We start from the raw sequence: 13845 nt of genomic DNA, 5'->3' as shown, positions 1-13845 counted from the left end.
CCCGTCAATCGCTCCGCAAGGGAACGGTGGTCATTAATTGTCATGATTCTAAATCCTTTATTGTTGTACAAGCCGTCCACCGGCAACCTGTACAAAATACGCATCACCCGTTCAAAATTTCAAGCGCGACGACAAAAATCCTTTTCCCATCAAAATCGTTAGAAACCGCAGCGCGTGCAGACGCAATCAGAGCACCGTATTGACGTACGGCGCTTTGGTCAGCGACAGGAAGTCTTTCCTGTAACCCTCGTTTTCCGGATCCAACGTCAGGGCCTGACGCAAAAACTCGATGCCCTCATGGGTGTAACCCAACTCGCAGCTTAGAAGCGAAGCCAGATAGAGCTTTTCCGAATCAAAAAAATTGAAGGACAACGAAACCTTGATCGCGCGGAGTGCATCGGCCAGTTTGCCTTCATTCACCAACTGATTAAATGACTCACTGAAGGCTGCGCCGTCTTGCCACACCGCACCGATAAGTCCGTCGAACTTTCTCAGCACAACCGTGTGCCCGTTACCGACCTTCGAGTCTGTCTCCTCGACACATTCGATGAGCCAGCTTCCTAATTCATTCCTGTTCAGGAAATTGATCGCCCGAATCATGCTCTGCAAGGAAAAAACCTGGTAATGCCCTCGCCAGTTCTCCTTTGGCATGATCGCCATGTCGAGCCCCTTCTCGTAGTCATCGACCATCTGCTCGACCGTTATCAATGGCCTCGTTGAGTCGTAAAGGGTTGCCGTACGCTTAGGAAAAATGCAGAAAAAAACACCGCCGTTCTTTAAAACCCGCGAGGACTCTATATAAGCCGCAAAGACGTTAGGAACATGCTCAATGACATGAGAACTGATGAGGTAGTCAAAGGTCCCATCACCAGCGGCTATCGACTGAAAATCGCCCAATAGATCAACGCTCTCCACTTCGCCGGATGTACGCATCTGCTCGTGATGATAGGCATTGAAATCGTCCATATCCTGAGGATACAAAAACAACCTGCCATCGCAGGGAGCCACCTTCAGGCAGTCTGGCAGATCGAAAGGGTTATGTGATGCTGCCCCCAACTCGACGCCAGTGCCTACACAGTATTGGGTGGCTAACGCCATGGTTCGTAGTTTCATCATGCCCCTATAACGTACAGAATCACCGATGACGCGAGTTCACTCGCAGTGTTGACGCCGGTCAGACGCGGAAATAACCTACCGTCGAATCGAACGGCAAGCGCTTGAGTTCAATTTTGTTCAGGTCCACGCACTCACGCAACGCGCTGGTTTCACCAGGGAAGTTGCGGTATGCAACTTCATCCAGAACGACGATCGCGCCTTTAGGCATGTAAGGCAAAAAGGTTTGCAGCGCGACTTTGGTCGACGAATAGAGATCGGTATCAAGAATCAGCATCGCCACCACCAGATCCGGGCGTGTTTTGACGAAAGCGGGCACGGTGTCAAGGATGTCACCTTTGACAATCTCGCAACGCGGAATCCGATTGACCGGACGCACCAGATCGTTGGCATCGATCATGTCCTGAATCAGGGTCTCGTCAGTATCCGAGAACATAGCATCGTTGATATCAGTGGGATCTTCTTTAGCGTCGATACCGGTGAAGCCAGAGAACGTATCGAAGCCGATGATCGAGCGGTTGATCGCATAAGGTTCGAGAATCATCGACAACTGCATGTACAGCATCAAGGAATTACCCTTGTAGACACCGCATTCGATAATGGCGCCGGGCACATCCTGAACCATTTTGAACAACTCGATGCGTGACAACGCTGCCGTGACCGTAATCCGATCTGCAAACACGAATGGCGCATCAGCGACGTATTTGGCGTCAACACGGTTGAGTACGCCCGCGCGTTTTTCGTTGTACTCGGTTTCAGCTGCGGTAAGGCGACGCTTGGTCATTGGTTGGTTCCTTGGAAATGCGAAAAGTCGCTGACATGGAAAAAATCTTTATACCCGGCTTCTGTGTCTGCGACTCCGCTGTCGACGTTGACAGCACCACGCTGACCAAGAAGATCAGCGATGTGCACCAGGCGAAAATCAATGCTGAAACGGGTCTGTTCAGTATAGTTAGGCACCGTGCCGTGCAGGTGCGATCCCGAAAAAGTCAGAATCTCGCCAGCATTGGCGGCAATCCGGATTTCCGAAGCCGTTGAAATATCTTCAAGCGGAACGGGGTGAACGCGTAACTCTTCAATCACGTTTTCCTGAGCCAAAGGACGCTGCACGTTGATCCAGTCAGACAGACTCCAGTCCGCAGAGGAGTTTTTCACCGGCACTGAAAAATAGGCTGGATTGATCATCATCGTCTGGTCCGGTTGAATCGTGTAAACCGGCATCCAGGTATTGATCTGACAGTCGACACTGCCATACCACTTATCACGATGCGGTTTGTAGGCATAACTGACGCCAGCATGCAGATAGTCATAGTGAGGGACGACCCGAATTCGCGGAACGTCAAAAAGAAACTCACCAGGGTTTGCACCAATTTCCAGGACGAAATTGCGGATCATTTCTTTAACTTCAATACAGTTAGTGAACTGGCCCTTGAGCTTCGTCACCAACCCGATGAACTCTTGCACCGGCATCATCGTGTGCAACGCTTGGTGACGGGTCTCGCCGTCGAACGCCGCAGTGATACTTTCCCGGGCAAACGCGCAGAGGTCCTTAGGAGCATTCAGATCAGTATTCAGGAAAATATCGCCTGCATAGATCGCGTTCCTGAAATCATTCTTCTTCTGAAGCTGGTTGATATACAAATTCACGGTTTCCGCTCCTGAATCCTGGACTGACCTGATTATCGGCAGGTCGGGCCCAAACTGAAGGGACATTATGCGGGTTTGGCTGCGGCCCCGGACAGAGAGCCCGGAGGTAAAACTGGCAAAATGTATACACAAAAAACCGTCAGTCGCGGCTCAGCGAGAGGGTAATTGTGCCATTGCCGCCTACCCACCGCCACGCGAGCCTGGTTTCAACATTTCAAGCCTTTTTTCAGCGTTCGCCTAGCGAAGTGCCGGTCTCTGGTCTAGCCTGCCTCAGTAGCATAACGCCATGAAAAAGTGCAGCGCTCACGCGTTGGTACCTTTTTGTTTTCTGGATTGGACAACATCTAGCAAGCAGTCAGGGGTACTTTTTTATGACTATTTTGACCTTCCGGCCCCCCTTCATATTAAGCACTTCATCTCGACAATCTCCTGCTGTGCTTCGACTCATTCCAGACATCTGGCATAACCTTCGTCTGCCGTCAGCCCTTGCGGTAACTCTAACTTTCAAGACTGGCCAATGTGCCGGCATAGAGAGTGCCCCGCCCAACGACATTGATTCGATCCCGTTTAAGTGCTGCGTACGTCGTTTCAAGCAGCGCTCAAGGGTTCTTGACGTTTTAAAGGGGATTTAAAATGGCATTTTTCCCCTGTTTTTTGTCGGTGGTTTTCGTTGTCCGCAACGAGTCTGAGCGCATTGAAAGCATTCTGTTTGAGGCAACCTCGGTGATTGCCTCCATCGTCAGTGATTATGAGTTGATCATTGTTGACAATGCGTCGAACGATGACAGCATTTCCGTCATGAAGCGCCTGACGGGCGAAGATGGATTTGCCAATCTGCAGGTCTATGCACTGACCAAGGAGGTGGATGTCGACACCGCTTCATGGGTCGGGCTGGAGAATGCACTGGGTGACTTTGTAGCCGTCATTGATCCGATGATAGACGACATCAATTTTTTACCGCAAATGCTCAAAAAAGCCATTGGCGGCGCTGATGTGGTTTTTGTCAGTAACGAGCAAAAGCCTGTGCAAAGCCTTGCCTATCGGGTTGCTTTTGCCGTATTCCACATGCTCTACCACTGGTTCAATGGCATCCATCTCGCCAAAGAAGCGCCGCAGTACCGCATCCTTAGCAAAAGAGTGATCAACTTCATTCTTCAGCATCCCAAGCCAGCGATGACCTATCGCCATCTGCCCGCTACGGGTGGGTTTGCGCGCGCACACCTCAGCTACAGCTATAGCGCGTCACCCACATTCCAGCGCCGCAAACGTCTGGGAGACAGTATCGACCGTGGCATACGCCTGCTGGTGTCGACCACGCGCGCGCCGATGCGCCTTGTGACAGCACTCTCCTTGTTTGGCGCTATCGTCAACCTTATTTACTGCGGCTATGTGGTCGGCATCGGTTTTTTTAAAACCGACGTCGCGCCTGGCTGGATCAGCCTTTCGCTGCAACAGTCGGGCATGTTCTTTCTGATATCACTCGTGCTTCTGGTGCTCGGCGAATACATCCTGAACATGGCCAGCTTCTCGAATGAAGGTCCGCTCTACCATGTGGCCCAAGAGTTCACCAGCGCTCGCATGACGCGACTCGACAAACTGAATATCGAAGAGGTGTCGTCACCCCCCGCCAATACGACAAACTTGGCCCGGGGGGAAATGTCCTGATGCCAAGTGTCGACCCTAACTACGATGCGGTTATTATTGGCGGTGGGTTTTATGGCTCGGCCATCGCGGTCTACCTAGCGAAGCAGCGAGGCCTCAAGCGCATCATGCTGATAGAGCGTGAGCCCGCGCTAATGATGCGCGCCTCGTATAACAATCAGGCCCGCGTGCACAATGGCTATCACTACCCTCGCTGTTTCACGACAGCGTATCGCAGCCGGATAAACCTGCCCAAGTTCGTACGCGACTGGCCCGAAGCGGTAACACAGGATTTCACCAAACTCTACGCCATTGCCCGCCACAACTCGAAGGTCACGGCAAAACAGTTTGAGCGATTTTGCCGTGACATTGGAGCCAAGGTTCAGCCGGCAGCCCCTGCGTTGCGAGCCTTGTTTGAACCACGCCTCATTGAAAATGTGTTCCTGGTCGAAGAGTACGCTTTCAACTCCACCAAACTGGCACGTTGGGCTGAACGCGAGCTAGCAGAGTGCGGTGTGCAGATCTGCTACAAGACCCGAGCAACGGAGATTTCGAAAGGACCAGATGCAACACTGCAAGTCATCACAGAAACCGAGGACAGCGCCCAAGCTTCAATCTCCTGCCGTTATGTATTCAATTGCACCTACAGCGGCACCAATCAATTCAGGGGTGATTTCCCAGGAGTGCAAACGGGTCTGAAACAAGAGATCACCGAAATGGCCCTGATGCAGATGCCTGCACCTCTCGATGGTTTGGGGATTACCGTGATGGACGGCCCTTTCTTTTCGATGATGCCATTTCCCGCCCGCGGGCTGCATACGCTCTCCCACGTCCGCTTCACCCCGCACCTGCACTGGACCGATCAGCAAGGGATCGATCCCTACAAAAAACTCGAGCACCACGAACGTGCAACTCGTGTGGATCGTATGGTCAGGGACGTGGGCCGGTATGTCCCGGCTGTACTCAAGGCTAAGCATGTCGACTCATTGTTCGAAGTCAAAACGGTGCTTGTGAAAAATGAAGGCGATGACGGGAGACCCATTCTTTTTGAGAAGCACGCCGCGTTGCCCGGCTGTTATTCCGTGCTGGGGGGAAAAATTGACAATATTTATGATGTGCTGGAGAAGATGAATGAAGAAGTATTTTGATCTACCCACACTGTGCACGGGCATTGCCTTACTTTTTTTGGTGAGCATATTTTTATCGTTAGCGTCCCGCTCGGTATGGATTGATGAAGCCATGCTTCTGAAGAACATCATAGAGGTCAATACACTGAGTGGCTTTATTAGACCACTGCCCTATTACGATCAAGCAGAACCGGTACCGGCTTCATTTTTCTTTAAGGCGGCGATGGCAATTTTCCACTATGACATCAAACCCCTCAGGCTGTCGGTACTGGCCGCGTCGGTATTAATGATCTTGCCCGTCTGTCTCCTGTTCAAGAAATATAAGTGGGGTCTTTTTGTTTTCCTGGTGGCGATCATCGGAAATACGTTTTCTTCCGGCTTTCACGTGACAGAGCTAAAATATTACTTCCTTGAAGTCAGCGGGAGTTTTCTGGCCATCTTTGCGATATGGGAGGCTGAAGAAAATAAAAATATTTTTTGGACTCTCTTAATTGCGGCAATCATCAGCCTCATCGGGTTTTCCACGCTTATCGTTTCAGGGGGACTGCTAGGCTATGCGTTTCTCTGGTGCCTGGCGAACAGAGAATTCCCCCGACGCAGCGCAACAATAGTTGCCTTTTTGTGCGCGGCCGCGTGCGTGGCTTTCTCATACCTCTACATGAAACACCTTACCATCTATCAGTTGAGTAACTACGCTGAGTACGGGGGAGGTAAATCTCTTTTAGTGTCAATGAAATCGTTGGGTGGCGCGATACTGGGGGCCTACGGAAAAGCCCTGTTAATCACGTCCTGCCTGTCGAGCATCGCACTGTTCGCCTTCAATAACAGAGGGTTTATTTTCAGGTTGAATTTATTTTTTTTTGCGCTGGTGTGTGTTGTCGTGGCAGGCAGAGTTTTTGGTTTTTATCCCGCCACCTACCCCCGACATGTGATTTGGCTGGTCCCCTTTAGTCTGGTTATTTCCAGCTGCGCGATTCTTGAGTTCACATCAAGCCAAGCCAAAACTTTCAAAGTATTGGGTTGGATTCTGTTCGTTGTCCTGGCACTCCAGGCAGGCAAAGCGTGTTACAAGAATCTCACAGGGGAGAATTATGAATACACGGCCAACAATAGCCTGTACGAGTACCTTGCGAAAATGGAGCCCAGCAATATTCTAGTTTACCCGGATGCTCAACCGTCTCTTGAATATTATTTACAGTTGGATGACCGGCTAAAAAAACACCACTATACCCGTGTACTGGATGAAACGACTCAGACCCGAGACCCGGCCATGGAAATGCCAACGTTCTTCTCAATGATCCGGACGTTATTTGAACTCAGGCCCGCCGGTGAGTTTTACTTATTACTGTCGCACCTTGATCGCCAGGACGACGACAAGGGAATTACCGCAGTGATTGAAACTGAAATCAAAAAATTTGACTGTCAGTACACCTCAGTTCTGCATGTTCACAATGCCGAGTTGCTCCGTATGCATTGCCGGGTGGATCATGAATAACATGAATAATTGTTTGATTGGGTTTAGTGGGTTTGTAGGGTCTACGATTGCAAAGCAGACTGCCTTTGAGTCAGTTTATCGATCAACCACTATAGGTCACATTGAAGGCCACTCGTTTAATACCGTTGTCTGCGCAGGCGCCCCCGCTCAAAAGTGGATTGCCAACCGTGAACCTGAAGCGGATCGGCAGAAAATCGAGGGGCTGATCGCCCACCTGAAAACCATTCAGTGCAACACCTTCATTTTGATCAGCACGGTCGATGTCTTCAGTACCGTCATGGGTGTCGATGAGGATACCCCTGTCGATGAGTCAGGCCTGCACGCCTATGGCCTGCATCGCCGGCTGCTGGAGACGTTTGTCGAAAGCCACTTCCCCAATCATTTAATCGTCCGTCTGCCTGGGCTAGTTGGACCCGGCTTACGCAAGAATGTCATCTTCGATTTTTTGAATGACAACAATCTTCAGGCCATCGATAGTCGCGGTGTCTTCCAGTTTTACCCAATGGTCAACCTCTGGTATGACATCCAAACCGCACTGAACGCCCGCTTGAGGTTGGTTCACCTCACTGCAGAGCCGATCAGCGTAGCGGATGTTTCGCAACTGGGTTTCGGCAGGTCGTTCTCGAATGCCTTGGCTAACCCGGCAGCGGCCTACGACATGCAGACCAAACACGCTCATGTATTTGGAGCAGCCGGGCGCTATCAGTACAGCGCCCGTGAAACGGTACAGGCGGTCAGGGCCTACGCTCAGTCCGAGCCGCTCACTATAAAAATCGATGAGGGAGCGAAAATATGAGGTTGGCTATTTCCAATATTGCTTGGGATGCCGCGGAAGATGAAGCCATCGCCACGCTCCTTCAGCGCTTTGCTATTGATGCGATCGATGTTGCACCCGGCAAGTATTTTCCTGTTCCCGCCAACGCTACGGATGAGCAGATTACTCAGGTCAAAGGCTGGTGGGCCGAGCGTGGCATCGACATCACCGGGATGCAGGCGCTGTTGTTCGGTACTACGGGGCTCAATGTATTTGGGTCAGCCCAAAGCCAGTCCGCACTGTTGAAACACTTGGCCGCCGTGTGCCGCATCGGCTCGGGTCTGGGCGCCACACGGCTGGTTTTTGGCTCACCAAAGAATCGTGATCGCACCGGGCTCGATGACCAGGAAACACTGGATGTGGCGGTGCCGTTCTTCAGACAACTGGGGGACATCGCTCAGGCCTATGGTGTAACAATCTGCCTTGAACCCAATCCCACCTGTTATGGCGCCAACTTCATGACCACCAGCGCTGAAACGGCCTTGGTGGTGACGCAGGTCGATCATCCCACCATCAAGATGCAACTGGACACCGGCGCGCTGGCCATCAATGGCGAAGATCCTTGTCTGGTGCTGCAAAACTGCGCATCTCTTATCGGGCATGTGCATGCCAGCGAGCCCGATCTGCTACCTCTGGGGGATGGCAGCACTGATCATGGGCTGATGGTGAGGGCCCTGGAGCGCTATCTGCCCAACCCTGTTGTGACCATCGAGATGCTCGCGACCAAGGATGAACCGCATGCTGTGTCGATTGAGCGAGCACTGAACGTGGCGATCCAGCATTACCGCAAACATCGCGTGGAGGGCCGCGTATGAAGTGGCTCATCCTGCTTGTCGGGATTCTCTCCAATGCTTCCGCCAGTGTTCTGGTGAAGATGGCCATGATGCCGCCGCGCAAGTTTCCGTCCCTCGGCGACCCTCTGGGCGCGCTGAGTAATTGGCCATTCTGGCTAGGTCTCGGGCTGTATGGCGGCGCCTTTTTACTGTATGCCGCAGCGTTGGCCCGCCTCCCTTTAAATGTGGCGCACCCGGTGCTGACCGCTGGGGCAGTAGCGACCGTGGCGTTGTCTTCGGTGCTAATTTTTCGTGAACCCTTCCACTGGACGACAGGGGCTGGGATCGTACTGGTAATTGCTGGCGTAGCGCTGATTACAGCGCGCGTTGCTTGATGGTAAACACAATGATGCCAACCGATATAACGCCTGACGGGCGTAAGACCTGGCAAGTGCCCTCCTTTCAAACCCCGCTATGGCTCGGCCGCCAGCACCCTTGGTGCATGGTGATTCCGGTCATCAATGAAGGTGAACGGATCAAGAGCCTGTTGGCCAGGATGGCGGCCCTCAACATTCAAGACACTGCCGACATCATAATCGTTGATGGCGGAACCACAGATGGCTCGCTTGAGCTGCACGCGCTACAGCAGGTAGGGGTGCGAGGGCTGCTGCTCAAAACCGCTCCGGGAAAGTTAAGCGCTCAACTGCGTTGCGCTTACGCCTTTGCACTCGATCAGGGCTATGAGGGCATCGTCACGATTGACGGTAACGACAAGGACGATCCTGAAGCCATACCTCGCTTCATCGACGCGCTCAAGCAAGGCGTGGACTTCGTCCAGGCGTCCCGTTTTGTCTCGGGAGGCGTCGCAGAGAACACCCCTAAATCGCGAGACTTCGCGATCCGCTTTATCCATGCGCCAATGCTGAGTCTGTCTTCCGGTTTTAAATGGACAGACACCACCCAGGGTTTCCGTGCCTACAGCCGCAAACTGCTGTTGGACCCGAAGGTGGCGATATTCCGCGATGTGTTCATGACCTACGAACTACTCGCTTACCTCTCCTACCGCGCACCGAAACTGGGTTATCGCTGTGTCGAGCTACCGACCGTCAGGCGCTATCCAAAAGGCGAAGTACCGACAAAGATCAGCAGCGTCAAGGGCAACCTGTCAGTGCTTGAGGTGCTGTTTCGGGCCTGTTTTGGAGTTTACAACCCGTAGGCTGTAATCCGTACAGCTTATGGGCCACCAGAAGCATTCCCGCCGCAAACAATGGCATTTTGATATACAACTCGACAAGTCTGTTAAGTTATCGAACGTGCATAAATTTTCATGCTCGATTTGGCCAGCGCTTGAGCGAGGTCGTAGCTGCATAATCTCGATGTATGGATACAGTAATGACGAGTTCATTCGGAGCAAGGAACAGGAGCCAGGCCTTCGCAAAACGCGCATTGATGCCTCGTGCGATAGGGCTGGCCGCTGGTTTTTTCTGCGTCGCCGGGGTCTTTTGGGAGCAAGGTCGTCCGCCTTTCATATGGGCACTGCTCATCACTTTTTGCTTCGTTTGGCCGTGGATAGCCTTCGTACTGGCACGATCCGCCGAGCATCCCGCGGATATCGAACGGCGCAGTGTCCTGCTTGACTCAGCTTTTTCCGCGTTTTGGGTCGCCGCCATAGGGTTCAACTTGCTCCCCAGCGTGGTGATGCTCTCGATGCTGGCAATGAACAACGTTGCTACAGGCGGAATGGCCTTTGTATTACGCGGCTGGCTGGCCAAAATGGCGGGAATCGCTGTCTCCGTCGCAATGTTCGGCTTAAGTTTTTCACTTTATAGCAGTCCCTTAGTGGTCTATTCGTCGATGCCGATGATCATCATCCAGCCACTGGTCATCGGTTGGACGTTATACCGGCTGGCGCTTCGGCTAGGGCAGAACCGTAAAGTGTTGCGTGAGCTGAGTGAGACCGACAGCCTGACAGGTCTCTATAACCGTCGTTACTGGAACGCGCTGCTCGAAAACGAATATAAACGCTGCGGATATGGCGTCTCGAATGGCTGTCTAGCACTCGTAGACCTGGATCATTTCAAGCAGATTAACGACACGCATGGCCACCTTGTTGGGGATGAAGTCCTGCGACACGTAGCTTCCGCGCTCAGGTCTAACCTGCGTTCAACTGATATTGTCGCGAGATTCGGTGGGGATGAGTTTTGTGTGTTCCTGCCTGATACCGACAGGGCGACCGCCTTTCAGGTGCTTGACAGGGTGAGGGTAGAGATCGCTGACGCTGTGTTCGGTCAAAAACAGACGGCCATTGCGACCTTAAGCATCGGTCTAACCGCATTCGACAATCCAATGTTGTTCAATGAATGGTTCAAACAAGCGGATTTGGCACTGTACGAAGCAAAAGCGCGTGGACGCAACCAAGTCGCTTGTTTCGACGGTGACTCGATGCGCGCGAGTGCCTGACACGACTGCAGTGCTACCAGCATCCGCGCAGGAAGACGGGCCCCTGAAGTTCAGCGTACGCAAACAACCATCGACCATGGCCTGCCAGTACTCCTCCCCATCCGGGTGCTGCTCTCGAACAAATAGCCAGCGGCCCTTACGCTCTTCATGCAGCCGGCTAGCGCACTGATTTGATAACGGAAAACCACGGCAAGGAAAAGCAGCGACTAAAATCAAGGGGGCCGAGCACTTCAAAACAGATGATGGCCAATGGTTACAACACACTTTTTTGCCAAGGCGGCTTTATGAGAAAACTACAAAAAAATAGCTCGATGGAAAGCGATCTTGGTGATGTAGCTGACAATCTAAAGCAGACGATGAGTCAGCTTTCAGATTGTTCAACGCAGCTGATCGAAGGCGGCAATGAACAAGCCTCTCAGTTGATCGGGAAAGTAATTCTGTCGCTTCAAGAAGATGAATGCATGCTTCGCAGGTACACGGACAGTTTAAAAACCGGAAGGCTCGGACGAAGATCGGACGATTAAAGGTCTTCATGGCATTCAACACGGCAACGCAAGACATGCCGCCCGACCAGACCAGGGCGGCATAGAGGATGAGTTGATCGACCACAACGATACCCACAGCCGTTTAAGGACTTTGCATGATCCAAACTGAACAGCCGCACCAAATAGCACTGGATAAATTTCTTGCGGAGCACCCTGCCCTCCGCGAAGAGTTGGACAACCTGAATCCGCTCGAGGCCCAGGCCTCCTGCGTGCCGTTGGCACAATACCGCGATGAGCGACTGCACCAGGCGTTTGAGGCCGAGGCTGAGCGCTTGGGCTTCTTTGCCTGGGAACTGACCCTGCAATTGACGGCGGCGTCCCCTGAGGAATTTGAGGCGCAACGGATTGAGGTGCACAAGGAAGTTGCCGAGATGGCGGGCATGGAGTGGGCGGAGTATTGCGAGATGCACGGCCTGAAGGCTTGAGTGCCTGAAAGATTTGGTGTCCAGGGCAGGTTCGTGTTGCGTGGACGGCGCCAATGCCTATCCACCCGAAGACGTGCGCGGCGAGCAGGGACATGAATTTTCCGTGGTGACCGACGAAGTGCGCAACCTGGCGATGCGCACTTGGGAGTCGGCTCAGCAGATCCAAACCATGCTCAAAAACCACTCGCTCAGGGGCCGGCGAGGACCTTGAGCGGGTGGTTGTTCGAGACGCAGACTTCGGCTCGCTAGTGGGCCGCCAGCATGCTGCCCGTTTCGTTCAAGCGGATATGCCAGCTCAATGCTTGATTGAGGTCGTGAGGGGTATGCCCGCCTAGACGACAGGCGGCGGTGAAGTAATCATTGAGTGCCTCGCGGTAGTCCGGGTGTACACAGTGATCGATGATGATTCGCGCTCGCTCCCGAGGCGCAAGGCCCCGTAAGTCAGCTAGCCCTTGTTCGGTTACAAGAATGTCGATGTCATGCTCTGTGTGGTCGACGTGGCTGACCATGGGCACTACGCGCGAGATGTTCCCGTCCTTGGCAATTGATTTAGTCACGAATATCGATAGGTGGGCGTTGCGGGCAAAATCCCCCGAGCCGCCAATACCGTTCATCATGTGTGTACCGCCGACGTGGGTGGAGTTGACGTTGCCATACAGGTCGAACTCCAGCGCGGTGTTGATTGCAATGATCCCCAGGCGCCGGATTACTTCCGGGTGGTTGGTGATTTCCTGTGGGCGCAAGACCAGGCGCTCGGCGTATTTTTCCAGGTTCTTGAAGACCCGCTCGCCACAGGCGCCAGAGAGGGTGATGGAGCACCCCGAGGCGAATTTCAGCTTGCCGGCATCCATCAGGTCAAAGGTGGAATCCTGCAACACCTCGGAGTACTGCACCAGGTCGTTGAACGGGGCGTCGATCAAGCCGCACATCACCGCGTTGGCGATGGAACCCACCCCCACTTGCAGCGGTGCCAGGTTTCTCGTCAGACGCCCCATTTCCACCTCGATCTCGAAAAACCGCACCAAATGATTGGCAATGGCCTGTGTGTCGTTGTCAGGCGGCAACATGGGAACGGCCGCCTCGGGTGTGTTGCAGATGACGATGGCGGCGATGCGTGACGGGTCGATCTCGATGGCATGGCTGCCAATGCGGTTGTTTGATTGGAGGACGGGGATCGGGCCACGGTGAGGGCGATTCTGGGGTTGGTAGATATCATGCAGCCCTTCGAAATGAGGGCTGCTCGCCAGGTTGAGTTCGATGATGATCTGTTTGGCGGCCAGTGCCAGGGTGGCCGAGTTGCCCACTGACGAGGTGGGCACGATATGCCCCTGTTCGGTGATGCACACCGCCTCGATAACTGCGATATCCGGGGTCGGCAGGTAGCCATCGCGCAACTGCTCGACCACTTCCGAGAGGTGCTGGTCGATAAACATCACCTTGCCTTCGTTGATGGCCTTGCGCAGCACAGCGTCGCCCTGAAACGGCATGCGTCGGGCCAACAGACCCGCTTCGGCCATCATCCCGTCCAGACCACGGCCAAGGCTGGCGCCGGTGATCAGGTTGATTTTCAGCGGGTCGTGCCTGGCCTGCTCGATCAAGGCCAGGGGGACTGCCTTGGCGTCTCCGGCACCGCCAAAACCACTGATGCCGATGGTCATGCCGTCTTTAATGAGCAGGGCGGCCTGTGTTGCACTCATGATTTTGTCGTGCAAGGAAGCCAGCCGGATACGCGCAGCGTGCATGGAAAAAACCTCGAATGTAGGGAATAGCAGGCGGGGCACCGGACATCTGCCGTTCAACCGGTA

Annotated in this window: 14 protein-coding genes and 1 pseudogene; 11 read left to right on the top strand and 4 right to left on the bottom strand. The window is 53.4% G+C overall.

Annotated elements, in window-relative coordinates; translation table 11 throughout:
- Window positions 1-186: 186 nt before the first annotated feature.
- The 3 genes from RGU44_RS02405 to RGU44_RS02395 form a co-directional block, all read right to left on the bottom strand.
- On the bottom strand, window positions 187-1098 hold the full coding sequence (locus tag RGU44_RS02405; protein ID WP_322180122.1) for a class I SAM-dependent methyltransferase: 912 nt from the start codon (window positions 1096-1098) through the stop codon (window positions 187-189).
- Window positions 1099-1174: 76 nt separating this feature from the next.
- Window positions 1175-1897, bottom strand: a complete 723-nt coding sequence (locus RGU44_RS02400; protein WP_322180124.1) for a TylF/MycF/NovP-related O-methyltransferase — start codon at window positions 1895-1897, stop codon at window positions 1175-1177.
- Window positions 1894-2760: a hypothetical protein gene (locus RGU44_RS02395; protein WP_322215435.1), complete on the bottom strand. Its 867-nt coding sequence runs from the start codon at window positions 2758-2760 to the stop codon at window positions 1894-1896. Before RGU44_RS02395 ends, RGU44_RS02400 begins: the two co-directional genes overlap by 4 nt.
- A 633-nt stretch (window positions 2761-3393) precedes the next feature.
- On the opposite strand from RGU44_RS02395, the gene RGU44_RS02390 reads away from it, so the two are divergent.
- The 11 genes and pseudogenes from RGU44_RS02390 to RGU44_RS02340 all read left to right on the top strand — a co-directional run.
- The gene (locus tag RGU44_RS02390) at window positions 3394-4425 is read left to right on the top strand and encodes a glycosyltransferase (RefSeq protein ID WP_322180129.1); all 1032 of its coding nucleotides are present in this window, start codon (window positions 3394-3396) and stop codon (window positions 4423-4425) included.
- Entirely contained in the window at window positions 4425-5549 is a 1125-nt protein-coding gene (locus RGU44_RS02385; RefSeq protein WP_322180131.1) for an FAD-dependent oxidoreductase, read from the top strand. The genes RGU44_RS02390 and RGU44_RS02385 overlap by 1 nt, the downstream gene beginning before the upstream one ends.
- Window positions 5533-7023, top strand: a complete 1491-nt coding sequence (locus tag RGU44_RS02380) for a hypothetical protein (RefSeq protein WP_322215433.1) — start codon at window positions 5533-5535, stop codon at window positions 7021-7023. Before RGU44_RS02385 ends, RGU44_RS02380 begins: the two co-directional genes overlap by 17 nt.
- Window positions 7016-7819 carry a pyridine nucleotide transhydrogenase gene (locus RGU44_RS02375; RefSeq protein ID WP_322215431.1) on the top strand — a complete coding sequence of 268 codons (804 nt, stop codon included), beginning with the start codon at window positions 7016-7018 and terminating at the stop codon, window positions 7817-7819. Before RGU44_RS02380 ends, RGU44_RS02375 begins: the two co-directional genes overlap by 8 nt.
- The gene (locus RGU44_RS02370) at window positions 7816-8652 is read left to right on the top strand and encodes a sugar phosphate isomerase/epimerase family protein (protein WP_322180137.1); all 837 of its coding nucleotides are present in this window, start codon (window positions 7816-7818) and stop codon (window positions 8650-8652) included. Before RGU44_RS02375 ends, RGU44_RS02370 begins: the two co-directional genes overlap by 4 nt.
- The gene (locus tag RGU44_RS02365) at window positions 8649-9005 is read left to right on the top strand and encodes an EamA family transporter (protein ID WP_322180139.1); all 357 of its coding nucleotides are present in this window, start codon (window positions 8649-8651) and stop codon (window positions 9003-9005) included. Before RGU44_RS02370 ends, RGU44_RS02365 begins: the two co-directional genes overlap by 4 nt.
- 14 nt (window positions 9006-9019) lie before the next feature.
- The gene (locus RGU44_RS02360; protein ID WP_322215429.1) at window positions 9020-9826 is read left to right on the top strand and encodes a glycosyltransferase family 2 protein; all 807 of its coding nucleotides are present in this window, start codon (window positions 9020-9022) and stop codon (window positions 9824-9826) included.
- A 176-nt stretch (window positions 9827-10002) separates the two neighbouring features.
- Window positions 10003-11070: a diguanylate cyclase gene (locus RGU44_RS02355; RefSeq protein WP_322180143.1), complete on the top strand. Its 1068-nt coding sequence runs from the start codon at window positions 10003-10005 to the stop codon at window positions 11068-11070.
- 170 nt (window positions 11071-11240) lie between these two features.
- Window positions 11241-11594, top strand: coding sequence for a hypothetical protein (locus tag RGU44_RS02350; protein WP_322180145.1), 354 nt, complete (start codon window positions 11241-11243; stop codon window positions 11592-11594).
- 116 nt (window positions 11595-11710) lie between these two features.
- On the top strand, window positions 11711-12040 hold the full coding sequence (locus tag RGU44_RS02345) for a DUF6388 family protein (RefSeq protein ID WP_322215426.1): 330 nt from the start codon (window positions 11711-11713) through the stop codon (window positions 12038-12040).
- Between the two features lie 79 nt (window positions 12041-12119).
- Window positions 12120-12239: pseudogene (locus RGU44_RS02340) on the top strand (methyl-accepting chemotaxis protein); the annotation flags it as partial.
- 46 nt (window positions 12240-12285) lie between these two features.
- On the opposite strand, the gene RGU44_RS02335 reads toward RGU44_RS02340, so the two are convergent.
- Window positions 12286-13782, bottom strand: coding sequence for a succinate CoA transferase (locus tag RGU44_RS02335; protein WP_322215424.1), 1497 nt, complete (start codon window positions 13780-13782; stop codon window positions 12286-12288).
- Window positions 13783-13845 lie beyond the last annotated feature (63 nt).

The sequence above is a fragment of the Pseudomonas sp. 5C2 genome (genome assembly GCF_034314155.1).
Classification (GTDB): Bacteria; Pseudomonadota; Gammaproteobacteria; order Pseudomonadales; family Pseudomonadaceae; genus Aquipseudomonas.
The sequence above is the reverse complement of the archived record's forward strand: the minus strand, read 5'-3'. Positions and strand labels throughout refer to the sequence as shown.

What these genes read in the sequence shown, in the direction of transcription:
- RGU44_RS02405 (WP_322180122.1), bottom strand. Translation starts at nt 1,098, where the DNA reads ATGGCGTTAGCCACCCAATACTGTGTAGGCACTGGCGTCGAGTTGGGG.
- RGU44_RS02345 (WP_322215426.1), top strand. Translation starts at nt 11,711, where the DNA reads ATGATCCAAACTGAACAGCCGCACCAAATAGCACTGGATAAATTTCTT.
- RGU44_RS02400 (WP_322180124.1), bottom strand. Translation starts at nt 1,897, where the DNA reads ATGACCAAGCGTCGCCTTACCGCAGCTGAAACCGAGTACAACGAAAAA.
- RGU44_RS02335 (WP_322215424.1), bottom strand. Translation starts at nt 13,782, where the DNA reads ATGCACGCTGCGCGTATCCGGCTGGCTTCCTTGCACGACAAAATCATG.
- RGU44_RS02375 (WP_322215431.1), top strand. Translation starts at nt 7,016, where the DNA reads ATGAATAACATGAATAATTGTTTGATTGGGTTTAGTGGGTTTGTAGGG.
- RGU44_RS02390 (WP_322180129.1), top strand. Translation starts at nt 3,394, where the DNA reads ATGGCATTTTTCCCCTGTTTTTTGTCGGTGGTTTTCGTTGTCCGCAAC.
- RGU44_RS02355 (WP_322180143.1), top strand. Translation starts at nt 10,003, where the DNA reads ATGACGAGTTCATTCGGAGCAAGGAACAGGAGCCAGGCCTTCGCAAAA.
- RGU44_RS02365 (WP_322180139.1), top strand. Translation starts at nt 8,649, where the DNA reads ATGAAGTGGCTCATCCTGCTTGTCGGGATTCTCTCCAATGCTTCCGCC.
- RGU44_RS02370 (WP_322180137.1), top strand. Translation starts at nt 7,816, where the DNA reads ATGAGGTTGGCTATTTCCAATATTGCTTGGGATGCCGCGGAAGATGAA.
- RGU44_RS02380 (WP_322215433.1), top strand. Translation starts at nt 5,533, where the DNA reads ATGAAGAAGTATTTTGATCTACCCACACTGTGCACGGGCATTGCCTTA.
- RGU44_RS02360 (WP_322215429.1), top strand. Translation starts at nt 9,020, where the DNA reads ATGCCAACCGATATAACGCCTGACGGGCGTAAGACCTGGCAAGTGCCC.
- RGU44_RS02385 (WP_322180131.1), top strand. Translation starts at nt 4,425, where the DNA reads ATGCCAAGTGTCGACCCTAACTACGATGCGGTTATTATTGGCGGTGGG.